This window comes from Mycobacterium simulans (genome assembly GCF_900232995.1).
In the GTDB taxonomy this organism is placed as follows: domain Bacteria; phylum Actinomycetota; class Actinomycetes; order Mycobacteriales; family Mycobacteriaceae; genus Mycobacterium; species Mycobacterium simulans.
Window position 1 is genome coordinate 103,781 of record NZ_OCVX01000003.1, and the last position, 24,048, is coordinate 127,828.

A 24,048-nucleotide genomic window follows, 5' to 3' on the forward strand; every position below is an offset into this window, starting at 1 on the left:
GGGCTGATGACCGCCTTGAGTCCGCATTTCGCAGGCAAGATCCTCAACCTTTGCAATGAGGGCGACCCGATCTGCTCGGGCGGCAACCAATGGAAGGCACATATGGGCTACGTGCCCGGCTTGACCAACGAGGCCGCGAGTTTCGTCGCGAGCAAACTCTAAGATTCGACATAGTTGGCACCCCGCGCAATACGCGGTTAGGATCACCGCACCTCACCAACGACGCTGACCCGCACTTTCAAGGTTTCACAAGGATATTGGCAATCCTTTGACAGGTTTGCGTTCGGGAGGATTAATGCACGGCGTCGAAACAGACATCGAGAGCACTCTCCCAGCGAACCTCGACAAGGCCACGGCCAGCGGTGAGACACTCGAGGACTACACGCTGCGCTTCGCACCACGCAGCTACCGGAAGTGGTCACCCGCGGTGGTGGGAATCTCGGCTCTCGGCGGCATCGCCTATCTTGCCGACTTCGCAATCGGGGCCAACGTCGGCATCACCTGGGGTACTGCGAATGCCCTATGGGGCATCGGGATATTCGCATTGGTGGTCTTCACCACCGGGTTGCCGCTGGCCTACTACGCAGCGCGCTACAACATCGACCTGGATCTGATTACCCGCGGAAGTGGCTTCGGCTACTACGGGTCGGTGGTGACCAACGTGATCTTTGCGACGTTCACCTTCATCTTCTTCGCGCTCGAAGGCTCAATCATGGCTCAAGGCCTCAACCTCGGCCTTCATGTTCCGCTGTGGCTGGGCTATGCCTGCTCAACCTTGTTGATCTTTCCATTGGTGATGTACGGCATGAAAGTCCTGTCGCAGCTTCAACTTTGGACTACCCCATTGTGGCTGTGTCTGATGGTGGCCCCGTTTTGCTACCTAGTGATCAGCCATCCCGATTCGGTTGGGCAGTTCTTCGCCTATGCCGGCAAAGCCGGCCACGGCGGCGTCACCGTCGGCTCCGTCCTGCTGGCGGCGGGCGTCTGCCTATCCCTGATCGCTCAGATCGCCGAACAGATCGACTACCTACGCTTCATGCCGCCGCGTACACCGAAGAACTCACGCAGATGGTGGACATGGATGCTGCTAGCTGGGCCCGGCTGGGTGGTCTTCGGCGCGATCAAGCAGATAATCGGGCTGTTCCTGGCGGTCTATCTGATTTCCAACATCGCCGGGTCCACGGCAATCGCCAATTTGCCGGTACACCAGTTCACGCAGATCTACTGCAATTTCATGCCGGGCTGGCTGGCGCTTACCCTCGCGGTTGTCTTGGTGGTCCTCAGCCAGGTCAAGATCAACGTCACAAATGCGTATTCGGGCTCTCTGGCATGGACAAATTCGTTCACGCGTGTCACCAAGCATTACCCCGGGCGCGTTGTGTTCCTTGGGGTGAACCTTGGCATCGCGCTAATCCTGATGGAAGCCAACATGTTTGACTTCCTTAATACCATTCTTGGTTTCTACGCCAACTGCGGCATGGCGTGGGTGGTGACGGTGGCATCCGACATTGTCTTCAACAAGTTCCTACTCGGCCGCTCCCCGCGCACCCCTGAGTTCCGTCGCGGGATGCTGTATGCCATCAACCCGGTCGGCTTCGGGTCGATGTTGTTGGCCGCCGGGATCTCGATCGTCGCGTTCTTCGGCGGTCTGGGCGCGGTACTGCGGCCCTATTCGCCGTTGGTGGCGATCGTCATCGCGTTGGCGATGCCGCCAATCCTGGCAATCCTCACCAAAGGCAAGTACTACATTCGCCGCACCCACGACGGCATCGATTTGCCGATGTATGACGAGCACGGCAATCCCTCATCCGAGCGCTTGAACTGCCATGTTTGCGCTCAAGACTTCGAGCGGCCCGACATGTTGAGCTGCGAGGCGCACCGCGCATATATCTGTTCACTGTGCTTGTCCACCGATAAGAACGGCGAGCACCTACTTCCGGCCCAGGCCTAACGCCAGTCGAGCTACTATATCCTGAAGCGATTATTGCTATATAATATTATTTCTCTAGTCTGTCTTTGTGTCGGACGGTTACTTCCCTGCTCAAGAAAGCCTTGATCACTATTGACGCGCCGATCGACCCGAACTTCTTCGGGGCATTACCGCCCGAGATCAACTCCGGTCGCATGTACGCCGGTGTCGGTTCGGGGCCCCTGATGGCCGCCGCGGCCGCCTGGGACGCGCTCGCGGCAGAGCTCACGTCGGCGGCGACTGGCTACAGCTCGGTGCTCTCCGAGCTGACGAGCCTGCCGTGGCGAGGACCCGCGTCGGTTTCCATGATCCGCGCCGTCGCACCCTATGTGGCCTGGCTGCAAACCACGGCCGCGCAAGCCGAGCAGACGGGCATGCAGGCTAGGGCCGCCGCCGCGGCCTACGAGGCCGCATTCGCGATGACCGTGCCGCCGCCGCTCGTCGCGGCAAACCGGGCGTTGCTGACGGCGCTGATCGCAACGAACTTTTTCGGGCAGAACACACCAGCGATCGCGGCCACCGAAGCCGAGTACGCCGAGTTCTGGGCGCAAGACGCCGCGGCCATGTACAACTACGCCGCCGCTTCGTCTGCGGCCTCCGTATTGACCCCGTTCGCGCCGCCGCCGACCACCACAAACCCCGACATTGCCCCGCAGCTGATCTCCAAGCTGCAACCGGTGAAACCGCCTTGGTTTCCCATACTTCCGACCAACGACTGGAACGTCTTGGTTAACACGTGGGGATTGGCGTATTTCGGAATGGGGATCATCCAGCTCGGTACCCTGTTCGCACAGCAACTGATCTCCGAACCCGTGAGTGCAGCCGCCGGTGCCCCCGCCGCCGCGGTGGTAGCCCCGGGCTTGGCGCGGGCGGTTTCTGGGCCCGTGGCAGCGGGTTTGGGCCAGGCCGACCAGGTCGGGTTGATATCGGTGCCAGCGACTTGGGCCACCTCGTCTCCCGCGTTAAACGATGGCGCCGCTGGGATTTCGGACATCGGAGTCGCTGCCGCTCCGACCAATGCGTCCGGGCCGCTGTTTCCCGGCGCGCCGCTGACCAACGGGGAACGGCCCGCGAAATTCGCTCGACGTCGATACGGGCGCCGCTTCAGGGTCATGTCACGTCCGCCGGCTGCGGGCTAACAGTTCAGGAAGGAAGCGACATGTTGCCAACGGTGGACTTTGGGGCATTGCCGCCCGAGATCAACTCCGCGCGTATGTATTCGGGTCCGGGGTCGGCGCCGATGTTGACCGCCGCATCGTCGTGGAGCGGGTTGGCCGCCGAGTTGACCTCGACCGCAACCGATTACGAGAAGGTGATCAACACGCTGCGCTGCGAAGAGTGGGTGGGCCCCTCGTCGGCGGCCATGGCCGAGTCGGTCGCACCCTACGTGGCGTGGCTGCGTGCCACCGCCGCTCGGGCCGAGGAGTCGGCCAGCAAGGCGCGTCTGGCGGCCGCTGCGTATGAGACCGCATTCGCGGCGACGGTGCCTCCGCCACAGATTGCGGCAAACCGCGTCCGGCTGGCGTCGCTGGTCTCCGCCAATGTCCTGGGTATCAATGCCGCTGCGATTGCGGCCGCCGAGGCCGAATACGGCGAAATGTGGGCTCAAGACTCCGCGGCCATGTACAGCTACGCCGGCCCCGCGGCAACCGCCGCGACGGTCACGCCCCACAGTCCGCCCCCGCAGACCACCAGCCCGAACGGTGCGGCCACGCAGGCCGGTGCCGTTACCCGTGCCGCAGCCACCACGGCCGGTGCGACGCAGTCCACGCTGTCGCGGCTGATGTCGGAGGTACCGGGCGTGTTGCGTGGCCTCACAACCCCGTTGACCGACACACCGGGACCTATCGAACGGTTCCTTGAGTGGTACGCGCCCTTCGCCAACTTTTTCTACGACACCCTCGGGCTGCCATTTTTCGGCGCCGGCATTGCCAGCTTCTTTGCCTCAACCGCCAAGACCATGGGGCTCATCGGTCCGGCAGCCGCCGCCGCACCCGAGGCCGCTGCGGCCGCGACAGGCGCGGCACAAATGGTGAGCAGCGGACCCGTGGCCGCGGCTGCGGGCAACGCAGGCGTAATCGGTAAGCTCTCAGTACCCCCCACTTGGGCGGGAGCAAGCCCGGCGCCAACGCTGACGCCCGCTACCGAATTCGTCAGCGATGTGGTCGAGCCGGCTGACTTCGCACCAGCCGGAAATGTGGTGGGCGGCATGCCGGTTGCCGGCTCGGGCCGAAGCGGCGCGGGTTCGGGTCCCCGATACGGGGTCCGCCTCACCGTGATGGGTCGCCCTCCGTCAGCGGGCTAACGCGTCCGCAAATCCCGGGTGATCACGGCTCTTGACGCGAGCTCGTCGTCTGGCGGATAGTCGACACCGATCAGCGTCAGGCCATGCGGTGGCGCGGCCGCGAAGTCGCTGGAACGGCTTGTGGTGGTGAGCAATTCACGACACCAGGCCGCGGTGCGCCGGTGCTCGCCGACGGCCAGCAAGGCTCCCACCAGCGATCGCACCATCGACCAGCAGAACGCGTCGGCGGTCACTCGCGCGGTGATCAGGTCGCCGTCCCGCGACCAATCCAGCCGCTGCAGGTCTCGGATGGTGGTTGCACCATCGCGACGTCGGCAGAACGCCGCGAAGTCGTGCAAGCCCAACAGCTCTCGCGACGCCGTATTCATCGCATCGATGTCTAGAGCGCGCGGCCAGGCGGTGACGTAGCGCGCCTGCTGCGGTTCCACCCCGTAAGGCGCCGTCGACAATCTGTAGGTGTAGTGCCGTCGCAGCGCCGAAAATCGAGCGTCGAAATCACTTGGTGCGCGGGCGATGTCGATGATACGGACATCGGTGGGCAGGAATCGGCCCAACCGACGCAACAACGGCGCAAACTCCGGATCACCGGTGCGCGATGAGCGCGCATAGGCGTTCGGCAACGCCTCGACCGGAACGTCAGCATGGGCCACCTGGCCGGTGGCATGCACTCCCGCGTCGGTGCGCCCCGCCGCGCGCAGCCGCACCGGCGTGCGGAACACGGTCGTCAGCGCCTCATTGAGAACACCGGCGACCGTGCGCTGTCCAGCTTGCGCCGCCCAGCCCGCGAAATCGGTTCCGTCGTAGGCGATATCGAGCCGCAGACGGACGTCCCCATTAATTCTCAGGGGCCTCTTCGGGCTCGTCCGCGGGGGCCTCCTCGGCGGGCTCAGCCTCGGACACCTCAGCCTCGGCCACGTCAGCCTCGGGCACCTCAGCCTCGGGCTCCACCGCTGCCTGCGGCGCCGCCGCGGCCACCGCGGGTGCAGCCTTCTTCGATGCCTTCACGCGCCGTGCCCGGTCCGCCTCCGAGGTAACCGTCTTCTCTCGTACCAGTTCGATCACTGCCATCGGAGCGTTGTCGCCCTTGCGCGCCTCGACCTTGATGATGCGGGTGTAGCCGCCCTCGCGGTCGGCGAAGAACGGCCCGATCTCGGCGAACAGGGCGTGCACCACATCCTTGTCGCGGATCTTCTTGAGCACCTCACGCCGATTGTGCAACGTGCCCTTCTTGGCGTGGGTGATCAGCTTCTCCGCGTAGGGCCGCAGCGCCCGCGCCTTCGGCTCGGTGGTCTTGATCCGGCCGTGCTCGAACAACGACGTGGCCAGGTTGGCCAGAATCGCCTTCTGGTGCGAAGACGACCCGCCGAGGCGAGGGCCCTTGGTGGGCTTGGGCATTGCTGACGCTCCTGTCTAGATTGGACGCAATTTAGAGCTGTTCGGTTTCGGCGTAGTCCTGGTCGTCGTAGGCACCCTCGGTGGACCAGGTACCGGTGGCGACGTCGTAACCCGCAACCTCCGAAGGGTCGAAGCTCGGCGGGCTGTCCTTGAGCGACAGGCCCAGCTGGTGCAGCTTGACCTTCACCTCGTCGATGGACTTCTGACCGAAGTTGCGGATGTCGAGCAGATCCGACTCAGTGCGCGACACCAGCTCGCCGACGGTATGCACACCCTCGCGCTTGAGGCAGTTGTAGGACCGCACCGTCAGATCGAGGTCGTCGATCGGCAACGCAAAGGACGCGATGTGGTCGGCCTCGGCCGGCGACGGGCCGATCTCGATACCTTCGGCTTCGACGTTGAGTTCGCGTGCCAGGCCGAACAATTCGACCAGGGTCTTGCCCGCCGACGCCAGCGCGTCGCGGGGGGTGATGGAACTCTTGGTCTCCACGTCGAGGATCAGCTTGTCGAAGTCGGTGCGCTGCTCGACACGGGTGGCGTCCACCTTGTACGTGACCTTGAGCACCGGCGAGTAGATGGAATCGACTGGGATACGGCCGATTTCGGCGCCCGAAGCCCGGTTCTGCACCGCCGGCACATAGCCACGGCCGCGCTCGACGACGAGCTCGACCTCGAGCTTGCCCTTGTCGTTCAACGTCGCGATGTGCATGCCAGGGTTGTGCACGGTGACGCCGGCCGGCGGCACGATGTCGCCGGCGGTAACCTCCCCGGGTCCTTGCTTGCGCAGATACATGGTCACCGGCTCGTCCTCCTCGGACGACACGACCAGACCCTTGAGGTTCAAGATGATGTCGGTGACATCTTCTTTGACCCCGGGCACCGTCGTGAACTCGTGCAGCACACCGTCGATGCGGATGCTGGTGACAGCCGCGCCGGGAATCGACGACAGCAGGGTCCGACGAAGCGAATTACCAAGGGTGTAACCAAATCCCGGCTCCAGCGGTTCGATTACGAACTGGGACCGGTTGTCGGTGAGGATGTCCTCGGACAGTGTGGGTCGCTGTGAGATCAGCATGGTGTTTCTTTCTCCTTCTCGGCACCCGCTATTTGATGCCGTTAGGTGTCCTGCACCGGCGGTGCGGGGAACTTACTTCGAGTAGTACTCGACGATTAGCTGTTCGGTGAGCGGGACGTCGATCTGTGCCCGCTCGGGCAACTGGTGGATCAAGATGCGTTGGCGCTCGCCGACGACCTGCAGCCAGCTCGGAATCGGACGGTCACCCGCGGTCTCCCGGGCGATTTGGAACGGCACCGTGTTGAGCGACTTGTCCCGCACGTCGATGATGTCGTACTGCGAAACCCGGTAGCTGGGGACGTTGACATGTACGCCGTTGACGCTGAAGTGTCCGTGGCTGACGAGCTGGCGGGCCATCCGGCGGGTGCGCGCCAGGCCGGCGCGGTACACGACGTTGTCCAGCCGGCTCTCCAAAATCCTCAGCAATTCCTCACCGGTCTTGCCGGGCTGCCGCACGGCCTCTTCGTAGTAGCGGCGGAATTGCTTTTCCATCACGCCTTAGGTGAAGCGGGCCTTCTGCTTCTCCTGCAGCTGCAGCAGGTATTCGCTCTCCTTGATCCGCGCGCGGCCGTGCTGGCCGGGCGGGTAGGGACGCTTTTCGAAGGCCTGGTCGCCACCGACGAGGTCGGTGCGCAACCGTCGCGATTTGCGGGTGACGGGTCCGGTGTAACGAGCCATGTGTCTATCTCCTAAACCCTGCGGCGCTTGGGCGGGCGGACGCCGTTGTGCGGCTGGGGGGTGACGTCAGAGATCGCACCGACCTCCAGACCAGCGGCCTGCAGCGACCGGATCGCGGTCTCACGGCCCGAGCCCGGGCCCTTCACGAACACGTCGACCTTGCGCACGCCATGCTCCTGGGCCTTGCGCGCGGCGTTCTCCGCTGCCAGCTGAGCGGCGAACGGAGTCGACTTGCGGGATCCCTTGAAGCCGACGTGACCCGACGACGCCCACGCGATGACGTTGCCCTGCGGGTCGGTGATCGTCACGATCGTGTTGTTGAAGGTGCTCTTGATGTGCGCGGCACCGTGCGGGACGTTCTTCTTTTCTTTGCGGCGGGTCTTCTGGCCCTTCTTGGGTCCTGCCCCAGTTGCCTTCTTCGGTGGCATCGTTTACCTGGCCTTCTTCTTGCCTGCGATGGTGCGCTTGGGGCCTTTGCGGGTCCGCGCGTTGGTTTTGGTCCGTTGGCCACGCACCGGCAGGCCGCGGCGGTGCCGCAGGCCTTGGTAGCAGCCGATCTCGATCTTGCGGCGGATGTCGGCCTGCACCTCGCGGCGCAAGTCACCCTCGACCTTCAGGTTGGCTTCGATGTAGTCACGCAGATGGGTCAGCTGGTCATCGGTGAGGTCCTTGGTGCGCAGGTCCTTGTCGATGCCGGTGGCCGCCAGAATTTCGTTCGAACGGGTACGGCCAATGCCATAGATGTAGGTCAGCGCGATCTCCATCCGCTTATCGCGTGGTAGATCGACGCCTACTAGTCGAGCCATAGGTGGCGTTTCCTCTTCTTTAGCGGAGGTCTTGTCCCAGTCCGTTCCCTGGCCCCAAAAATCGATTGGGGCTGCGGGGCCCGGCCTCCGTCCGGGCGTGGATGAGCTGGCCCATCTCTATAGATGCCAGCCGCTCATTGGTGCTGGGAGGTCTGCATTCAGTTGTCCGGCGGCGGGCGTCAGTCCTGGGGACTCAGCCCTGCCGCTGCTTGTGGCGCGGATCGGAGCAGATCACCATGACCCGCCCGTGCCGACGGATCACCCTGCACTTGTCACAGATCGGCTTGACGCTCGGGTTCACCTTCACGGCAGTCTCGGTCCTGTTCTCTGGGCTTCGCTTTAGACGTTGGCGTCGTTACTACTTGTACCGGTACACGATGCGGCCCCGGGACAGGTCATAGGGCGACAACTCCACCACCACCCGGTCCTCGGGGAGGATGCGGATGTAGTGCTGCCGCATCTTGCCGCTGATGTGGGCGAGCACCTTGTGGCCGTTTTCCAGCTCAATGCGAAACATGGCATTGGGCAGGGGCTCGACCACACGACCCTCGACCTCTATGGCACCGTCCTTCTTGGCCATTGGCTTTCTGGCGATCCTTACTTCTTGTCAGTGCACCCGGTTCGGCGCAGCAGGTGTCCGGACTACAAAACGTGAGCAGGTGATGGAAATTCCGCGAAGTGCTCCGAGAAATTTCAGGACTGGGCACGCCAAGAGCCGGCACGGGACGCCGCACCGTCGGTCCACAATACTCGCACCGCTGCACTCGGTGCAAAACGCCGCTGGAATAGGCCCCGACTGAGTGCGGGTTGGACCTTGCATGACTGATGCTCAAGCTAGTGCCCATGCCGGTTCGGGAGCCAACAGGCCCAGCCTGGGCCGGTTCGGATCATTCGGATTCGGCGTCACGCCTCAACAAGCCCAAGAAATCGAAGCCCTCGGTTACGGGGCCGTCTGGGTCGGCGGTTCACCGCCCGCCGAGCTGGCCTGGGTGGAACCCATCCTCGAAGCGACGACCACGTTGCAGGTGGCCACCGGCATCGTCAACATCTGGTCCGCGGCCGCAAAGCCGGTCGCCGAGTCATTCCACCGGATCGAAAAGGCCTACCCGGGCCGCTTCCTGCTGGGTATCGGTGTTGGTCACCCGGAGGCGACCAGCGAATACCGCAAGCCTTACGACGCGCTGGCGCAGTATTTGGATCGGCTCGACGACTATGGCGTGCCGGCCAACCGCCGGGTGGTGGCGGCACTGGGCCCGCGGGTACTGAAACTGTCCGCGCAACGCAGCGCGGGAGCCCACCCGTACCTGACCACTCCGGAACACACCGCACACGCCCGTGAGCTGATCGGTCCGTCGGCGTTCCTGGCACCCGAACACAAGGTGGTACTGACCACCGATGCCGACAAAGCCCGCGCGGTAGGCCGCAAGGCCCTCAATGTCTATCTCAAGCTGGCCAATTACCAGAACAGCTGGAAGCGGCTGGGCTTCACCGACGACGACATCGCCCCACCAGGCAGCGACCGCCTCGTCGACGCCGTGGTCGCCTACGGCACGACCGATGCCATCGCGGCTCGGCTCAACGAGCACCTCGATGCCGGTGCCGACCATGTGCCGGTCCAGGTCCTCACCAAGAGCGAAAACCTGGTCCCCGCGCTCGCCGAATTGGCTGGGGGGCTGCTCGGCTAAGGTTTGACCATGCGGTTGCTAGTCACCGGTGGCGCGGGCTTTATCGGCGCGAACTTTGTGCACAGCACCGTACGCGAATATCCCGACGACACGGTGACGGTGCTCGACGCCTTCACCTACGCCGGCAGACGCGAGTCGCTGGCCGACGTCGAAGGTGCCATCAAGCTGGTGGAAGGCGATATCACCGATGCCGACCTGGTTTCCCAGCTAGTCGCCAAGTCCGACGCCGTGGTGCACTTCGCCGCCGAATCCCACGTCGACAACGCATTGGACAACCCGCAGCCGTTCCTGCACACCAACGTGATCGGGACCTTCACGATCCTGGAAGCGGTGCGACGCCACGGGGTGCGCCTGCACCACATCTCCACCGACGAGGTCTACGGCGACCTGGAGCTCGACGACCCGGAGCGGTTCACCGAGGCCACGCCCTACAATCCGTCGAGCCCGTACTCGGCGACCAAGGCGGGCGCCGACATGCTGGTGCGGGCCTGGGTGCGCTCCTACGGCGTACGCGCGACAATCTCCAACTGCTCCAACAACTACGGGCCCTATCAGCACGTCGAGAAGTTCATCCCGCGCCAAATCACCAACGTGCTCACCGGACGGCGGCCCAAGCTATACGGCAGCGGCCACAACGTCCGCGACTGGATCCACGTCGAGGACCACAACAGCGCGGTCCGCCGAATCCTGGACAAGGGTCAGATCGGCCGGACCTATCTCATCAGCTCCGAGGGCGAACGCGACAACCTGACCGTGCTGCGCACGCTGCTGCAATTGATGGGGCGCGAGCCCGACGATTTCGACCATGTGACCGACCGCGTCGGCCACGACCTTCGCTACGCCATCGACCCGTCATCGCTGTACAACGAATTGGGTTGGGCCCCAAAGCACACCGACTTCGAGGAAGGCTTGCGTGCCACGATCGACTGGTACCGGGAAAACGAGGACTGGTGGCGTCCGCTGAAAGACGCCGCGGAGGCCCGTTACGAACAGCGCGGTCAGTGAGATGAAGGTACGCGAACTCGACGTCCCCGGCGCCTGGGAGATCACCCCCACCATCCATGGCGATCCTCGTGGACTGTTCTTTGAATGGCTTACCGACCATGGGTTTAGCGCATTCGCCGGTCACCGCTTGGATGTCCGGCAAGCCAACTGCTCGGTGTCGTCGGCAGGTGTGTTGCGCGGCTTGCACTTCGCCCAGCTGCCACCGAGTCAGGCCAAATACGTCACCTGTGTGTCCGGCTCAATATTCGATGTCGTCGTCGACATCCGCTTGGGCTCACCGACCTTCGGCCGGTGGGCCTCGGTTCTGCTCGACGATCAAGACCGCAGGACAATTTACATCTCCGAAGGACTGGCGCACGGTTTCCTTGCCCTGCAAGACAATTCGACCGTCATGTACCTGTGTTCGGCGGAATACAACCCGCAGCGCGAGCATACGATCTGCGCTACCGACCCCACCCTGGCGATCGACTGGCCGCTGGTCGACGGTGCCGCCGCCAGCCTGTCAGACCGCGATGCAGCAGCCCCCAGCTTCGACGAGGTACGCGCTTCCGGCCTGCTGCCCACCTGGGAGGAAACCCAGCGGTATATCGAAAATCTGCGCGGCAATTAAACCCATCTGTACGACAGCAGCGCGGCCATCCATACTGCTTCACTAGATCCCGCTGGCATCGCGGGTGCGGACCTACCGGTTAGGAGAACTTGGGTGTTGCGTGGGTTGTTGATCGCCGTCAGCGCGGCGACCATCGTCGCGGGCGCGGCAGGGTGCTCCGGCGACAAGAAGGGTTCCGAACCGTCGCCCAGTTCGGGGTCCAGCGCAGCCGCAAGCTCGGCGGCGGCTGCGAACACGCCCGCCGCGGCCGGTGAAACAAGAGTCATCATCGGCGGTCAGACGCAAAACGTCAGTGGCCCGGTGGTGTGCTCGACGAATGATGGCAAGTTCTCCATCGCCGTCGGCGACATGGTCACCGGCGTCATCGTCGGCCTGGAGCCGGACGCGTCGGCAGTCCACACCGCCGGGCTCGGCACCGTCGACGGGGTGGCCATCAGCTTCACCGAGGGCGCGCCCGGAAATAGCGCCAGCGCAACCAAGACCGGCAACTCCTACAGAGTGATCGGCACCGGCACCGGCGTTGACACCGCGGGGCAGCAGGTGAGCAAGACGTTCGAGGTCGACGCCACCTGCCCCTAAGCGGTAGGAAATCCTCCGCATAGGGATTCGTAGGCATTGGCGATCTTGAGCACCGTGGCGTCGTCGAATCGCTTGCCCACGATCATCATTCCGGCGGGCAGGCCGTCGACCAGGCCGGCGGGCACCGTGATCGCGGGATGGCCGGTGATATCGAACGGCGCGGTGTTGACGACCTTGCCCATCGCCGGCCCAAGCTCCGTCATGTTATCGGGAAGCGGTTGGGCGGTTACGGGAGTCGTCGGCATGACTAGCACGTCGTACTGGTCCAGAGCATCGTCGTAGCCAGCCCGCACGAACGGCACCAGATTCCGCGCTTTGGCATAGGTCGCGCCGCCCAGCGCGTGAAGTCCGTAGTGTCCGCTCAATGCCATCGCTTTGACGACGAAGGAGAGTTGATCGGCATTGGCCAACCGTTGAGTTGCGAAGTGCGCCATGAGCTCTGGGTCGTAGAGTCCATCCGCGCCGAGCCCGCAACCATTACCGTCGAGCATCTGGTAGGTGCCACCGTCGATGATGATGACCGCGGCGACGTGAAATGCGTGGCGATGCCATGGAACGCTGACTTCTCCTACTGCACAACCGATATCGGTCAAGCGCTGCGCAGCCGCGCGGACCAGCTCGTCCACTTCCGGCATCGAATGTCGATGGCCGAAGCCCTCGGTGACAATGCCCACTCGCAGATCGCCGACATCGCCGGTCAGCGCGGCCTGGTAGTCAACCGTCACTAAGCCGTTTGGCTGGCGGGGATCCAGGCCGTCAGGCCCGGCGATCACGGTGAGCAACAGTGCGGCATCGGCGACGCTCCGTGCCATGGGACCCAGGTGATCGATGGTGCGCTCGAGCGGAATCGCGCCGGTGTAGGGCACCAGCCCGTGAGTCGGCTTGAGCCCGACGATGCCGCACAACGACGCCGGTATCCGAATGGATCCGGCCTGGTCACCGCCGATGGCCAATTCGACGGCACCGGCCGCGACAAGGGCGGCGCTGCCACTGGACGAGCCACCCGTCTCGCGGGCGGTGTCCCAAGGGTTGCGCACCGGCCCGGAGGCCGCGGTGAAGCTCGACGAAGAGCAGCACAGGTCCTCACAGACGCTCTTGCCGGCTATCGTCGCCCCGGCGGCAAGCAACCGCTCGACCACGCTCGCATCACGGCTCGGGATAAAGCCCTCAACCGAACGGGACCCGTTCATCATCGGGATCCCGGCCACGGCGATATTGTCTTTGATCGCCACCGCCCGGCCGGCCAACGGCCCGTCGGCGCCGGAAGCGATCTCGGCGGTGACATACCAAGCGCCCAACGGGTTTTCATCGGGCGACGGGAATTGATAGGCGCGTTCGGGAGTCTGGGGGCGCGCGATTTGGTTATACAGCTCGTCGACTAGGTCGTAGGAACCCAGCGTGCGGGTGACGAAGGCCCGGAAGCCGGGTTGGGCGTCGGGGTCGAGGTGAAAACCGTAGTGCCTGGCCGCGGCGTCAATGTCCGCCGCCGATGGCCTCGAAACCACCATATCGACCTCCGCCGTGTGCTCGAGCTCGCGCACAGCAGCTTAAAGCGCGCGGTGGGGATCTCTAACCGGGGTGACGAGATCCCCGCCCGCGTCGTCCAATGTGACCTGGTCACTCGACGATGTCGTCGGCCCGAGTTATACAACTGGCGGAGTACGCAGTCTCAATCTCGCCGAACAGAAGTTCGTGGGTCATGGGTCACCTCCTCCCTTCATCGGCTCGCGCCTAGTGGTGCGCGCCGGAAAGGTTATTCACGGTAGGCCGCGGGGACCATGGACATATTCGTCAAATGCGGGCTTCCGTTAACGGACAATCTGCACAGGCCCACGGCACGACAGTTTCGGTAGGCGACCTTGCCAACGCCAAACGGCATTACTAGGATATGCAAGTATATTGCCGTTACTCCCCTACGTCTATGGGACGAAACATGACTACGCAGATTTCGCACTTCATCGACGGGCAGCGCACCACCGGCCGGTCCACCCGCACCGCTGACGTTTTCGACCCCAATACCGGCCAGGTCCAGGCGAAAGTGCCGATGGCCGGCAGGGCCGACATCGACGCCGCGGTGGCATCGGCCGTCGAGGCGCAAAAGAGCTGGGCCGCATGGAATCCACAGCGCCGGGCCCGGGTGCTGATGCGATTCATCCAGCTGGTCAAAGACCACAACGACGAACTGGCCCAGCTGCTGTCGCTCGAGCACGGCAAGACGCTCCCCGATGCCCAGGGTGACATCCAGCGCGGCATCGAGGTGATCGAGTTCTGCATCGGAATCCCCCACCTGCTCAAAGGCGAGTACACCGAGGGCGCCGGCCCCGGCATCGACGTCTACTCGCTGCGGCAGCCACTCGGCGTGGTCGCCGGCATTACCCCGTTCAACTTCCCGGCCATGATCCCGTTGTGGAAGGCCGGACCGGCCCTAGCCTGCGGCAATGCGTTCGTTCTCAAGCCAAGTGAGCGCGACCCGTCGGTTCCGGTTCGGCTGGCCGAGCTCTTCCTCGAGGCGGGCCTGCCCCCGGGAGTCTTCCAGGTTGTCCACGGCGACAAAGAAGCCGTCGACGCAATCCTGAATCACCCCGATATCAAGGCGGTCGGTTTTGTCGGCAGCTCCGACATCGCGCAGTACATCTATGAGACGGCCGCGGCGACCGGCAAGCGCTCACAATGCTTCGGCGGCGCCAAGAACCACATGATCGTGATGCCCGACGCGGACCTCGACCAGGCCGTCGACGCGCTGATCGGCGCCGGCTACGGCAGCGCCGGTGAACGCTGCATGGCGATCAGCGTCGCCGTTCCCGTCGGCGAGCAGACCGCAGAACGGTTGCGTGCCAGGCTGATTGAGCGGATCAACAACCTGCGGGTGGGGCACAGCCTGGATCCCAAGGCCGACTACGGCCCACTGGTCACCGAGGCGGCGCTCACCCGGGTGCGTGACTACATCAACCAGGGTGTGGAAGCCGGCGCCGAAATTGTCATCGATGGCCGTGAACGCGCCAGCGACGACCTCGCGTTCAGTGACGCCAACCTGGAGGGCGGCTTTTTCATCGGACCCACCCTCTTCGACCACGTCACCCCCGACATGTCGATCTACACCGACGAAATCTTCGGGCCCGTGCTGTGCATCGTCCGGGCCCACGATTACGAAGACGCGTTGCGGCTGCCGTCGGAACACGAGTACGGCAATGGCGTGGCGGTCTTCACCCGTGACGGGGACGCCGCACGCGACTTCGTCTCCCGGGTGCAGGTGGGCATGGTCGGGGTCAACGTGCCGATCCCGGTTCCGGTGGCCTACCACACCTTCGGGGGCTGGAAGCGGTCCGGCTTCGGCGACCTCAACCAGCACGGCCCGACGTCGATCCAGTTCTACACCAAGGTCAAGACCGTTACGTCGCGCTGGCCGTCCGGCATCAAGGACGGCGCGGAATTCGTCATCCCCACGATGAATTAGAGCTGGCTACACCATGTTTACCCTCAACGACGAAGAACGGGTGATTACCGAGACCGCGGCCGCGTTCGCCACCAAACGCCTTGCTCCCTACGCCCTGGAATGGGATGCCACCAACCACTTTCCGGTGGACGTGTTGCGCGAGGCCGCCGAACTCGGGATGGCGGCGATCTACTGCCGCGACGACGTGGGCGGCAGTGGGCTGCGCCGGCTCGACGGGGTGCGCATCTTCGAGCAGTTGGCCATCGCAGACCCGGTCACCGCTGCCTTCCTTTCCATCCACAACATGTGCGCATGGATGATCGACAAGTTCGGCACCGACGAACAACGCAAGGACTGGATTCCGCGGCTGGCCACAATGGACGTCATCGCCAGCTACTGCCTGACCGAGCCCGGCGCCGGGTCCGACGCCAGCGCGTTGAGCACCCGCGCCGTCAAACAAGGCGGCGACTATGTGCTCGACGGCGTCAAGCAGTTCATTTCCGGCGCGGGCGCATCCGACGTCTATGTGGTGATGGCCCGCACCGGAAATGAAGGCCCACGCGGCATTTCGGCCTTCATCATCGAAAAGGACACTCCGGGGCTAAGTTTCGGCGCCCACGAAGAGAAGATGGGTTGGCATGCACAACCCACCGCGCAAGTGGTGCTCGAAGGGGTACGCATACCCGCGGACGCGATGTTGGGTGGCACGGACGGCGATGGCGCCGGTTTCGGAATAGCGATGAACGGCCTCAACGGCGGCCGGCTCAACATTGCGGCGTGCTCCCTCGGCGGCGCACAGGCCGCCTTCGACAAGGCTGGCGCCTATGTGCGCGAGCGCCAAGCGTTCGGCGCCACCTTGCTCGACGAGCCCACCATCCGGTTCACCCTGGCCGACATGGCGACCGGTCTCGAGACGTCGCGACTGTTGTTGTGGCGGGCAGCGACTGCGCTGGACGAGGACGCCACCGACAAGGTCGAGTTGTGCGCGATGGCCAAACGCTATGTGACCGACACCTGCTTCGACGTCGCCGACAAGGCACTGCAGCTGCACGGTGGATACGGTTATCTGCGCGAGTATGGTCTGGAGAAAATCGTCCGCGACTTGCGGGTGCATCGAATCCTGGAAGGCACCAACGAAATCATGCGGGTGGTCATCGGTCGAGCCGAGGCCGCGCGTTTCCGCGCAAGCGCTTAGAAAGCTTAGAAAGGCCGACATGAGCACCATCGCGTTCCTGGGGCTAGGCAACATGGGCGCGCCGATGTCGGCGAATCTGCTTGCCGCCGAACACATCGTGCGCGGGTATGACCCGGTCCCCGCTGCGGCGTCCGCCGCGGCGGCCAAGGGCGCGACGATGTGCGACAGCGCCGCCGAAGCGGTATCCGAGGCAGACGTGGTCATCACCATGCTGCCCAGCGGCGATATCGTTAAGCGCTGCTACGCCGATGTGCTGCCCGCCGCACGAGCAGGTTCGCTATTCATTGACAGCTCCACGATCTCGGTCGACGACGCCCGCGAGGTGCATGCGCTGGCCGAATCGCGAGGCATGCTGCAACTCGACGCACCCGTTTCCGGTGGGGTGAAGGGTGCGGTGGCCGGCACCCTGGCGTTCATGGTCGGAGGGGCCTCGGAAAGCCTGCGTCGGGCGCATCCGATTCTGGAACCCATGGCGGGCAAGATCATTCACTGCGGCGCAGCGGGCGCGGGGCAAGCGGCCAAGCTGTGCAACAACATGGTGCTCGCGGTGCAGCAGATCGTGATCGGCGAGGCCTTCGTGCTGGCCGAGAAGCTCGGGCTGTCGGCGCAGTCGTTGTTCGATGTCATCACCGGAGCCACCGGCAATTGCTGGGCGGTGCACACCAATTGCCCGGTGCCGGGCCCGGTGCCCACGTCGCCGGCCAACAACGACTTCAAGCCCGGTTTCGCGACCGCATTGATGAGCAAGGACTTGAGTCTGGCAATGGATGCGGTCGCTTCGACGGGTGCGATTGCACCGTTGGGCAGCCATGCCGCGGAGATTTATGCAGAGTTCATCGCGTCCGACGCCTCCCACGCCGCCTTGGACTTCAGCGCGGTGATCCAGACGCTGCGGTGAGCGGCTGAGTGGCGCGAGCGGTCAAAAGTCGCCCGCGTTGCGACGCAACATTTCGATCGACGACACCAGCGCCCGCGACTCGTCGGCGCCCATGCCGATGTCGGCGAACACCTGCTCGTTGAGCGTGACGGTGGCATCCTCGACCGTGGACCGGCCGAGTTCGGTGATCTGCACCAACGTGGTCCGCCCGTCGGTGGGGTGCGGCACGCGCTCCACCAGGCCGTCGGCTTCCAGTCGGCGAATCGCGTGCGTGACGCTGGTGACGTGGACCTGCAGCCGATCGGACGCTTTGGTGATCGGCAACGCCCCGGTGCGGCTAAACGCCAATAGCCGCAGCAGCTCGAACCGGGAGAAACTCAAATCGTACGGACGCAGCGCCGTCTCGACGCGCGCCAGCAAGATCTGATGCGCACGCATCACCGACGTCACCGCGACCATGCCCTCCGACACATCGCCCCACCCGGCGCGCTCCCAATTGGCGCGGGCAACAGCGATAGGGTCACGCTTTTGTGAGGCAGCCACGCCCCTTCTTCCCGCAATTGCCCCACCGCGGACAGCACCGCCATGGTCGATTCGCGGCCGCCGACGGTGATCCGCGCGCTGCCGTCGTCGTACAACCGCACATGCAACCCGGTGTCGGCGAACACTTCACGCCACGACCGCCCCCTTGACGGCAGGTACATGAAATTGGCGTGCGCATCACAGGTGTAAACCCTCATCGCACTCAAGCGCATCCGAAGATAGCGACGCTCGGCGGTAATCAGCCGGATCCGTTGCAGTAGTTGATCTTCGGCCTCGTACGAGGCCGCTACGGCAAGCAAACTGGTGCTCGCCATGCCGTACGGCGGCTGATGCTCCCACAGGGTCCGGGCCAGCGCAGGCGACGCCAGCCCATAACCGATCCGCAGTCCGGCCAGACCGTACGCCTTGGAAAACGTCCGCACCACCACCAGATTGGGGAAGCGCGCGACCAACGCCGAAATGTCGAGCCGCAGCTCCGGGGCAACGAATTCGATATAGGCCTCGTCGAGCAGCACCACGGTGTCACGCGGCACCCGGGACAGGAATCTCACTATCTCTGAGGACGGCTCCAAGGTGCCCGTCGGGTTGTGCGGCCGGCACACCACCACCACGCGGGCGTGCGCAGCAACTTCGGCCAGCCCGTCGAGATTGTTGTGGCCGTACTCATCCAGCGGGACCGTCACCACGTTCAACCGAGCCATCTGCGCGACGATCGGATGGCCATCGAAGGTGGGCGAAGCCATGGCGATGCAGTCGCCCGGCGCGGTGAATGCCTGCAATGCCTCCATCACGACACCGGTCGCTCCAGCGCCCAACACCACCTGGTCGGCCGGCATGCCTATATGACCAGCGATCAGGCCGCGCAGGCGTTCGGGCTGGAACTCCGGATAGCGATTGGCCGCATCGATCGAGCGAATCAACGCCGCTCGCACCGCCGGTAGCGGAGGATATGGATTCTCATTGAGAGACAACGCAAACGGGTCGATTGCGTTCGGCACACCGTAGTCGATCTCGCCGTTGACTTGGCTGTCGACAGACCCCCCGAAGGACGACATCAGGCTCGCCCGCCCCAGCGCACCGCTGCCGCGCCCGCGAAATCGCCGGCGTGCGCAAACGCCGCCATCATGACCACAGCGCCGGACTTGACCTGACCGTCGGATATGGCCCGGTCCAGGTTAATTGGGATACCGGCACCGAACAGGTTGCCACACTCATCAAAGGTGTCGCGATGACGTTCCGGGGGCAATTCGAGCGCTTCGCGCCAATTGCGCAGGAACACCCGGTTGGGCTGGTTGGTGACCAAAAGGTCTATGTCCTTGGAATGTAAGCCGATTCGATCACAGACCGACAGCGCCACTTCGGGAACCTGCCGGTTGCCGCGAGCCAACACCTTGGTGATCTTGCTTTCGGTGAAACCAATGGAGCCCTCCCCTGGCCCGGCTTGCCACCACTTTCGGGGCGGATTGAAGGCGAGCGTCATCTCACCGGCGTACTCGCCATAGGTGCGGCACTCAATATCAAGAACGGGTGACTGGTCCGACAGCGTGACCAGCCCCACCGCAGCACCATCACCCGGAACCGCGGACTGCGCCTTGCGGCGAACACCGGGCTGATCGAAAAACTGACCGGCAGCGTTTTGCGCAATCGCGATCAATGCCGTGTGCCCCTGACCCGCCACCATGAGTTGGCGAGCCACGTTGAGCGCCAACACAAACGCCGCGCAACCGCCGTTGTGCAGGTCGAGCACCCAGGAGGGGCGCATGCCAAGGCGGTGAGCGATGCCCGCCCCCTGCCCGTAGAACGCCATGTCCGGTACCTGGGTGTGGCTGATCAATATGTCGGCACCTTCGATGACGTCGTGTCCGTGCCGCTCGATGAGGCCGTGCGCCGCGCGCTCGATCATGTCGATCGAACTCTCGTCCGGTGCGACGTGATGGCGGAATTTCGGAGAGCGGAACATGACGTTGTCGCGAAGGTCGTCGGACTCGGCGAACTGCGCGTAGTAGTCTGCGCCGATCGGCTCACCGGGTAGGTAGGTCGAAACGTCCGTCAGGCTGACGGTGGGTTGGCTCACGATGTGGTCACCTCATCCATTCGGGTGTGACCGGCAAGCCGTTGTGGTGGCGGTATTCGGCAATGGCTTTGAGGGTTTTCAGTTCCAGCAGGTGGCCGGCGCCGAACATGTCCCAGAAGTCGCCCACCCAGACCGGGCGCTGCGGTGGCGCGGCCTCCGGATATGGGTTTTTGTCATAGAACGGGTGGTGGCAATTGGTCCACAGCACAACCGAACCCGGCTTGTCGAAGACCACCTGGGCGTCGATGACGCGCATTAGGTACACCATCCACAGATGCTTGCCCTGATCCCACGCGCAGTGGTAGTCGACGGTCCGGGCCTGCTCGTTGACGACGGTGCGGGTATAGATCTTGGTCTCCGAGCCGAGCCGGTCGAAGGCCAGCCAGAGTCCCGGTTCGTCGGTGGGTGTGAACCCGCGCAGACTGTAGGTCCACTCTTCAAGGCTGCGGGTGTCGGCCATGTACTCGAACAGCTCGTCGGGTGGGCAGTCGATGAAGTCGTTGACGGTGCAGTACTCACCGAAGACTTCGTGGTGCGGGTACACCGACCGCATCATCTCCATGATGATTGGGGTGGCCTTCTCGCGCGGGCTGGTTTCGATGCGGGTCACCCCGTCGATGGGGGTAGGGATATCTTCAAGCGCGGGCAGCGACATCGGTTCGGTCCTCCTTTGCAGTCGCAATCTCTTGTGTGGCAGCGGGTGTGACTGATGCGCCGGTGAGAAACGGTGCAAACGGTGGAATTTCGTCAGCGGCGCATTCGACGCTGACCACCGCCGGGCCGTCGACGTCCAAAGCCGCGCGCAATGCCGCGGCAAACTGGTCGAGGTCGGTGACATCGACGGACGTCAGTCCCGGGAACATGGCAGCCAGGCCAGAGCCCAGTTGGCTGGCCCGGAACCGGTTGTAGCTATAGAGGTCGTCGTAGAACAGCTGTTCGCGGGTCACGCACATGGCGTGGGCATTGTTGTTGAACAAGATGAAGATCACCGGAAGCCGGTACTGAACTGCGGTGTGCACTTCCATGCCGTGCATGAAAAATGCACCGTCCCCGGCAATTACGACGGTTCGTCCACCGGGCCGTCCGCTACTAACGCGCCCGAACGCCATCCCGATGCCGGCGCCGAAGCTGTAGCCCATGCCGCCCATCCCGAGCGCGACGGCGAATCTGCCGCCCCGGCGGGCCGGCAGATAGTGGATTGCGGCCGCACCGGCATTGCCGGCGTCGACCACGATGTCGGTCCCGTCGGGCAGCACACCGTCCAGCACCGCCATGGCATCGCGGTAGCGAACCCCGGCACCGCACCACGGTGGTGGCATCAGCTCGGTGCGCTGCAACGCATCCGGGACCCGCACGCCCGTTGGTCGTCTGGATCCCGACAGCATCCGGGTAAGCATGCGCAGCGAGCCGCGCAGATCGTCGGTGTGCACGTGAGTGCACGGAATATACGGCGGCGCAGACCCGATCGAGATCGTTTGCACCGATGCCAGCACATCATCGAGGCCGGTGCGTGCGGTGACCGACAGTCGGGTGCCGACCACAAGACATACCGAGCTGCCGGCCACCGCTTCGGCCACGCCCGGGTGACCCATGACACCGGTGACCCCCAGCGCCGACGACGAGCCGAAACCCGGTGTGCCCGCGGCATCTTTGGCATCAGGAACGGTGGCCACCCGCGCGCGCAACAGCGTGCGCAGCACTTCGAGCTCCGCTCGGGCATTATCCCGGGCGACCTGCTCGCCCGCGATGATCGTGACCGGGCCATTCACCTGGCGCAGGACCGCGACGATCGGATGCGGGTTGCCGATGGGTCGCAGGTCCTGCGTGCATTCCAGGCGCCTTCCGGCCTCAACATCTCCTTGCTGAATGTTCTTGGGCAGCAACAACACGGCGGGCCCCCCGGTGCGCGCCGCCGCGATGGCCCGTGGTAGCGCCGATACGATGTCGGCCGGCGTGAGCACGCGTTCGCACGACCCCGACACCGCCGAAAACACCGCCTCGGCGTTCAGCGATCCATTGCTGCCGCTGGTGTCCTGAAAGCTGCCCCGCCCGTCCATCGACGTTGGGGCCTGGCCGACCAGCGCCAACACCGGGACCCGGCTTGCTAGCGACTCCCCCAGGCCCGGGACGAGATTCAGCGCGCCACCGCCGGAGGTCGCCGCCACAACACCCAACCCGGCTCCCTGCCCGCCCCCGCTGCGGCTGTACCCGTCGGCCATCGTGGCTGCGGAGAACTCGTGCTTGGCCAGCACCGCGGTAATCGACGACTGGAAATGGGCCGAGTCGTAGAGGTCTTCGATATTGGCGCCGTCCACACCGAAGATGTGGTCGACGCCAATTGCCGCGAGGTGCTCGACGATGTAATCGACCACCCGGTACTTCCTGGGCATGTCTGTAACACGACGGGCGGCGAACTTCAGTTCACCGCCCGTCGCGACCCCCCTGGTCTAGCCGCTATAGCGAACGCTGCAGCAGAACCTGGCCCGTATCAGCGGCGACAACCTGTACGGCGGCGATCTGATCGACCGGCGTCGAAATGCTGCCGGCAGGCGTCGCGGTGTGACCGGGTTCGGCCACCCAGGTCGCCAACCGGGTTTGGCTGCCGTCGCGACCCACCACGACCATGGCCAACGTGTCATGGTGGGCATCCGGCGGCGCCAGGCAGACACAGCGCAGGTTGATGAATGTCCCCCAGTGCTGGCTGCTCAGCGAAACCGTCGAGGTCAGCAGGCTTGTCCCGACCTGCGCCATCGGCTGTGCCGACACGGTCGCCTGCTGCGGAGAGCCCGAATGGCCTTGGATACCCACCAGCACGCCGATCGCCAGCACCACGGCCGCGGCGGCCGAGGCCACCCAGGTCGTCAGGCGCGTACGGCGACGACGCCAACGCACCGTTGCCAGCAGTGACGGCAGCAACTCCGGCGACATCTGTGGTGCCGGTGGGGTCCCAACTGTGCGGGCGGACTCGTTGATAGCCGCGACGTCGTCCGTGCTGAGCTGCGAAAGCAGGGCGGGCACGCCACAAAGTTCGGAGACGGCATCCCGGCATCGCGGGCACTTAGCCAGGTGCGCCTCGAATTCGCGGCGGTCGGCCGCGGACAGTGACCCCAGCACGTAAGCGGCGTCCCACGTCGCATAACGGTGGTTGTCATCCGTCGTCAATTCACGCACCCCTTTGTTGCCGGGCGGGCCACCGGGCGGGCCGAGCCCTCGTAGCGGCGTCCTCATGTCATCCATCTCCTGTCACCCTCAAGTATTCGGAGCCAACAGCCATTCGGATGGCTCTCATCGTGTAACTCCAAGTTCCTGCAGAGTGAGCCGCAGTGCCCGCACCGCATAGTGTAGGCGCGACTTCACAGTTCCTTCAGCGATTGCGAGGTCGCTTGCAATCTGCGCTGTGGTCCATCCGCGGTAGTAGGACCGCTCGATCACCGCGCGATGCTCGACCGACAATTGAGCCATCGCGTCGGCAATCAGCAGCCGGTCCAGCGCCGCATTCACCTCGTCCGGCGTGGACTGCTCTGGCGCGCCTTCCACGTCGGTCGAAGCGACGACATTGCGGGCCCGTGCGCTGCGTCGCTCGTCGATGATCATGTTGCGAGCCACGGTGAACAACCACGCCCGTGCCGACCGCTCGGTGTCGCCAACGACTTCCGGATGCTGCCAGGCCCGCAACAGCGTCTCTTGGACGACGTCCTCGGCCTGCGCTGCGTCTCCCGTCAACCGGAGCGCGTAGCGCCACAGCACCGCGGCATGCTCGTCGTAGAGTGCCTTCATTAGAGCGGCTTCTGCAGCCGCCGTGCCGGCCACGCGAGCCAC

General features: G+C 64.4%; 26 protein-coding genes and 1 pseudogene. 11 read left to right on the plus strand and 16 right to left on the minus strand.

Annotated features, from left to right (window positions below; translation table 11 throughout):
- From MSIMFI_RS01105 to MSIMFI_RS01120, 4 genes are all read left to right on the plus strand, one after another.
- Positions 1 to 162, plus strand: a 162-nt coding sequence (locus MSIMFI_RS01105) for a cutinase family protein (protein ID WP_191495828.1), incomplete at its 5' end; no start/stop codon positions are given.
- Positions 163 to 295: 133 nt separating this feature from the next.
- A complete protein-coding gene (locus MSIMFI_RS01110) occupies positions 296 to 1,951 on the plus strand; it encodes a purine-cytosine permease family protein (protein WP_191495829.1) in 1,656 nt (551 codons plus the stop codon).
- Between the two features lie 173 nt (positions 1,952 to 2,124).
- The gene (locus tag MSIMFI_RS01115) at positions 2,125 to 3,108 is read left to right on the plus strand and encodes a PPE family protein (RefSeq protein ID WP_191497961.1); all 984 of its coding nucleotides are present in this window, start codon (positions 2,125 to 2,127) and stop codon (positions 3,106 to 3,108) included.
- A gap of 32 nt (positions 3,109 to 3,140) precedes the next feature.
- Positions 3,141 to 4,274 (plus strand): PPE family protein, encoded by a 1,134-nt coding sequence (locus tag MSIMFI_RS01120; protein WP_191497962.1) that lies wholly within the window; start codon positions 3,141 to 3,143, stop codon positions 4,272 to 4,274.
- On the opposite strand, the gene truA is transcribed toward MSIMFI_RS01120, so the two are convergent.
- The 8 genes and pseudogenes from truA to infA all read right to left on the minus strand — a co-directional run bounded on the left by truA (position 4,271) and on the right by infA (position 8,808).
- Entirely contained in the window at positions 4,271 to 5,164 is an 894-nt protein-coding gene (gene truA, locus MSIMFI_RS01125; protein WP_191497963.1) for a tRNA pseudouridine(38-40) synthase TruA, read from the minus strand. The genes MSIMFI_RS01120 and truA overlap by 4 nt on opposite strands.
- Positions 5,109 to 5,669: a 50S ribosomal protein L17 gene (gene rplQ / locus MSIMFI_RS01130; protein ID WP_191495830.1), complete on the minus strand. Its 561-nt coding sequence runs from the start codon at positions 5,667 to 5,669 to the stop codon at positions 5,109 to 5,111. The genes truA and rplQ overlap by 56 nt, the downstream gene beginning before the upstream one ends.
- Before the next feature lie 31 nt (positions 5,670 to 5,700).
- Entirely contained in the window at positions 5,701 to 6,744 is a 1,044-nt protein-coding gene (locus MSIMFI_RS01135; RefSeq protein ID WP_083113011.1) for a DNA-directed RNA polymerase subunit alpha, read from the minus strand.
- A 72-nt stretch (positions 6,745 to 6,816) separates the two neighbouring features.
- Positions 6,817 to 7,422, minus strand: a pseudogene (rpsD, locus tag MSIMFI_RS01140) (30S ribosomal protein S4).
- 11 nt (positions 7,423 to 7,433) lie between these two features.
- A complete protein-coding gene (gene rpsK, locus MSIMFI_RS01145; RefSeq protein ID WP_191495831.1) occupies positions 7,434 to 7,850 on the minus strand; it encodes a 30S ribosomal protein S11 in 417 nt (138 codons plus the stop codon).
- Positions 7,851 to 7,853: 3 nt separating this feature from the next.
- On the minus strand, positions 7,854 to 8,228 hold the full coding sequence (rpsM, locus tag MSIMFI_RS01150; RefSeq protein ID WP_085249867.1) for a 30S ribosomal protein S13: 375 nt from the start codon (positions 8,226 to 8,228) through the stop codon (positions 7,854 to 7,856).
- Positions 8,229 to 8,421: 193 nt separating this feature from the next.
- Positions 8,422 to 8,535: a 50S ribosomal protein L36 gene (gene rpmJ, locus MSIMFI_RS01155; RefSeq protein ID WP_003879483.1), complete on the minus strand. Its 114-nt coding sequence runs from the start codon at positions 8,533 to 8,535 to the stop codon at positions 8,422 to 8,424.
- A 51-nt stretch (positions 8,536 to 8,586) separates the two neighbouring features.
- Positions 8,587 to 8,808 carry a translation initiation factor IF-1 gene (gene infA, locus MSIMFI_RS01160; protein WP_003418601.1) on the minus strand — a complete coding sequence of 74 codons (222 nt, stop codon included), beginning with the start codon at positions 8,806 to 8,808 and terminating at the stop codon, positions 8,587 to 8,589.
- Positions 8,809 to 9,046: 238 nt separating this feature from the next.
- Between infA and MSIMFI_RS01165 the strand changes: the two genes are divergently transcribed.
- From MSIMFI_RS01165 to MSIMFI_RS01180, 4 genes are all read left to right on the plus strand, one after another.
- Complete coding sequence (locus MSIMFI_RS01165) at positions 9,047 to 9,913, plus strand: LLM class F420-dependent oxidoreductase (protein ID WP_191495832.1); 867 nt, start codon at positions 9,047 to 9,049, stop codon at positions 9,911 to 9,913.
- Positions 9,914 to 9,922: 9 nt separating this feature from the next.
- A complete protein-coding gene (gene rfbB / locus MSIMFI_RS01170; protein ID WP_191495833.1) occupies positions 9,923 to 10,918 on the plus strand; it encodes a dTDP-glucose 4,6-dehydratase in 996 nt (331 codons plus the stop codon).
- A gap of 1 nt (position 10,919) precedes the next feature.
- Positions 10,920 to 11,528, plus strand: a complete 609-nt coding sequence (gene rfbC / locus MSIMFI_RS01175; RefSeq protein ID WP_191495834.1) for a dTDP-4-dehydrorhamnose 3,5-epimerase — start codon at positions 10,920 to 10,922, stop codon at positions 11,526 to 11,528.
- 93 nt (positions 11,529 to 11,621) lie between these two features.
- Entirely contained in the window at positions 11,622 to 12,107 is a 486-nt protein-coding gene (locus MSIMFI_RS01180; protein WP_186241754.1) for a lipoprotein LpqH, read from the plus strand.
- Here MSIMFI_RS01180 and MSIMFI_RS01185 read toward each other — a convergent pair.
- Positions 12,104 to 13,615 carry an amidase gene (locus tag MSIMFI_RS01185; protein ID WP_191495835.1) on the minus strand — a complete coding sequence of 504 codons (1,512 nt, stop codon included), beginning with the start codon at positions 13,613 to 13,615 and terminating at the stop codon, positions 12,104 to 12,106. The genes MSIMFI_RS01180 and MSIMFI_RS01185 overlap by 4 nt on opposite strands.
- Before the next feature lie 425 nt (positions 13,616 to 14,040).
- On the opposite strand from MSIMFI_RS01185, the gene MSIMFI_RS01190 reads away from it, so the two are divergent.
- From MSIMFI_RS01190 to mmsB, 3 genes are read left to right on the plus strand one after another with little or no spacing between them, the layout of a single operon-like run.
- Complete coding sequence (locus MSIMFI_RS01190; RefSeq protein ID WP_191495836.1) at positions 14,041 to 15,561, plus strand: CoA-acylating methylmalonate-semialdehyde dehydrogenase; 1,521 nt, start codon at positions 14,041 to 14,043, stop codon at positions 15,559 to 15,561.
- Between the two features lie 13 nt (positions 15,562 to 15,574).
- Positions 15,575 to 16,735, plus strand: a complete 1,161-nt coding sequence (locus MSIMFI_RS01195) for an isobutyryl-CoA dehydrogenase (RefSeq protein ID WP_186241751.1) — start codon at positions 15,575 to 15,577, stop codon at positions 16,733 to 16,735.
- Between the two features lie 19 nt (positions 16,736 to 16,754).
- Complete coding sequence (gene mmsB, locus MSIMFI_RS01200) at positions 16,755 to 17,633, plus strand: 3-hydroxyisobutyrate dehydrogenase (protein ID WP_191495837.1); 879 nt, start codon at positions 16,755 to 16,757, stop codon at positions 17,631 to 17,633.
- A 21-nt stretch (positions 17,634 to 17,654) separates the two neighbouring features.
- On the opposite strand, the gene MSIMFI_RS01205 is transcribed toward mmsB, so the two are convergent.
- The 7 genes from MSIMFI_RS01205 to MSIMFI_RS01235 form a co-directional block, all read right to left on the minus strand.
- Positions 17,655 to 18,155 carry a MarR family transcriptional regulator gene (locus MSIMFI_RS01205; protein ID WP_186241749.1) on the minus strand — a complete coding sequence of 167 codons (501 nt, stop codon included), beginning with the start codon at positions 18,153 to 18,155 and terminating at the stop codon, positions 17,655 to 17,657.
- Complete coding sequence (locus MSIMFI_RS01210) at positions 18,059 to 19,210, minus strand: pyridoxal phosphate-dependent aminotransferase (RefSeq protein WP_191495838.1); 1,152 nt, start codon at positions 19,208 to 19,210, stop codon at positions 18,059 to 18,061. Before MSIMFI_RS01210 ends, MSIMFI_RS01205 begins: the two co-directional genes overlap by 97 nt.
- A complete protein-coding gene (locus MSIMFI_RS01215) occupies positions 19,210 to 20,229 on the minus strand; it encodes a 3-oxoacyl-ACP synthase III family protein (protein ID WP_186241747.1) in 1,020 nt (339 codons plus the stop codon). Before MSIMFI_RS01215 ends, MSIMFI_RS01210 begins: the two co-directional genes overlap by 1 nt.
- 7 nt (positions 20,230 to 20,236) lie before the next feature.
- Positions 20,237 to 20,884: an SRPBCC family protein gene (locus MSIMFI_RS01220; protein WP_186241746.1), complete on the minus strand. Its 648-nt coding sequence runs from the start codon at positions 20,882 to 20,884 to the stop codon at positions 20,237 to 20,239.
- Positions 20,865 to 22,619 (minus strand): thiamine pyrophosphate-binding protein, encoded by a 1,755-nt coding sequence (locus MSIMFI_RS01225; RefSeq protein WP_191495839.1) that lies wholly within the window; start codon positions 22,617 to 22,619, stop codon positions 20,865 to 20,867. Before MSIMFI_RS01225 ends, MSIMFI_RS01220 begins: the two co-directional genes overlap by 20 nt.
- Positions 22,620 to 22,683: 64 nt before the next feature.
- Positions 22,684 to 23,457 (minus strand): anti-sigma factor family protein, encoded by a 774-nt coding sequence (locus MSIMFI_RS01230; protein WP_186245584.1) that lies wholly within the window; start codon positions 23,455 to 23,457, stop codon positions 22,684 to 22,686.
- A gap of 57 nt (positions 23,458 to 23,514) precedes the next feature.
- Entirely contained in the window at positions 23,515 to 24,048 is a 534-nt protein-coding gene (locus MSIMFI_RS01235) for a sigma-70 family RNA polymerase sigma factor (protein WP_186241744.1), read from the minus strand.

What these genes read in the sequence shown, in the direction of transcription:
- MSIMFI_RS01110 (WP_191495829.1), top strand. Translation starts at nt 296, where the DNA reads ATGCACGGCGTCGAAACAGACATCGAGAGCACTCTCCCAGCGAACCTC.
- MSIMFI_RS01115 (WP_191497961.1), top strand. Translation starts at nt 2,125, where the DNA reads ATGTACGCCGGTGTCGGTTCGGGGCCCCTGATGGCCGCCGCGGCCGCC.
- rplQ (WP_191495830.1), bottom strand. Translation starts at nt 5,669, where the DNA reads ATGCCCAAGCCCACCAAGGGCCCTCGCCTCGGCGGGTCGTCTTCGCAC.
- MSIMFI_RS01135 (WP_083113011.1), bottom strand. Translation starts at nt 6,744, where the DNA reads ATGCTGATCTCACAGCGACCCACACTGTCCGAGGACATCCTCACCGAC.
- rpsK (WP_191495831.1), bottom strand. Translation starts at nt 7,850, where the DNA reads ATGCCACCGAAGAAGGCAACTGGGGCAGGACCCAAGAAGGGCCAGAAG.
- rpsM (WP_085249867.1), bottom strand. Translation starts at nt 8,228, where the DNA reads ATGGCTCGACTAGTAGGCGTCGATCTACCACGCGATAAGCGGATGGAG.
- infA (WP_003418601.1), bottom strand. Translation starts at nt 8,808, where the DNA reads ATGGCCAAGAAGGACGGTGCCATAGAGGTCGAGGGTCGTGTGGTCGAG.
- MSIMFI_RS01165 (WP_191495832.1), top strand. Translation starts at nt 9,047, where the DNA reads ATGACTGATGCTCAAGCTAGTGCCCATGCCGGTTCGGGAGCCAACAGG.
- rfbB (WP_191495833.1), top strand. Translation starts at nt 9,923, where the DNA reads ATGCGGTTGCTAGTCACCGGTGGCGCGGGCTTTATCGGCGCGAACTTT.
- rfbC (WP_191495834.1), top strand. Translation starts at nt 10,920, where the DNA reads ATGAAGGTACGCGAACTCGACGTCCCCGGCGCCTGGGAGATCACCCCC.
- MSIMFI_RS01185 (WP_191495835.1), bottom strand. Translation starts at nt 13,615, where the DNA reads ATGGTGGTTTCGAGGCCATCGGCGGCGGACATTGACGCCGCGGCCAGG.
- MSIMFI_RS01190 (WP_191495836.1), top strand. Translation starts at nt 14,041, where the DNA reads ATGACTACGCAGATTTCGCACTTCATCGACGGGCAGCGCACCACCGGC.
- MSIMFI_RS01195 (WP_186241751.1), top strand. Translation starts at nt 15,575, where the DNA reads ATGTTTACCCTCAACGACGAAGAACGGGTGATTACCGAGACCGCGGCC.
- mmsB (WP_191495837.1), top strand. Translation starts at nt 16,755, where the DNA reads ATGAGCACCATCGCGTTCCTGGGGCTAGGCAACATGGGCGCGCCGATG.
- MSIMFI_RS01210 (WP_191495838.1), bottom strand. Translation starts at nt 19,210, where the DNA reads ATGTCGTCCTTCGGGGGGTCTGTCGACAGCCAAGTCAACGGCGAGATC.
- MSIMFI_RS01220 (WP_186241746.1), bottom strand. Translation starts at nt 20,884, where the DNA reads ATGTCGCTGCCCGCGCTTGAAGATATCCCTACCCCCATCGACGGGGTG.
- MSIMFI_RS01225 (WP_191495839.1), bottom strand. Translation starts at nt 22,619, where the DNA reads ATGCCCAGGAAGTACCGGGTGGTCGATTACATCGTCGAGCACCTCGCG.
- MSIMFI_RS01230 (WP_186245584.1), bottom strand. Translation starts at nt 23,457, where the DNA reads ATGAGGACGCCGCTACGAGGGCTCGGCCCGCCCGGTGGCCCGCCCGGC.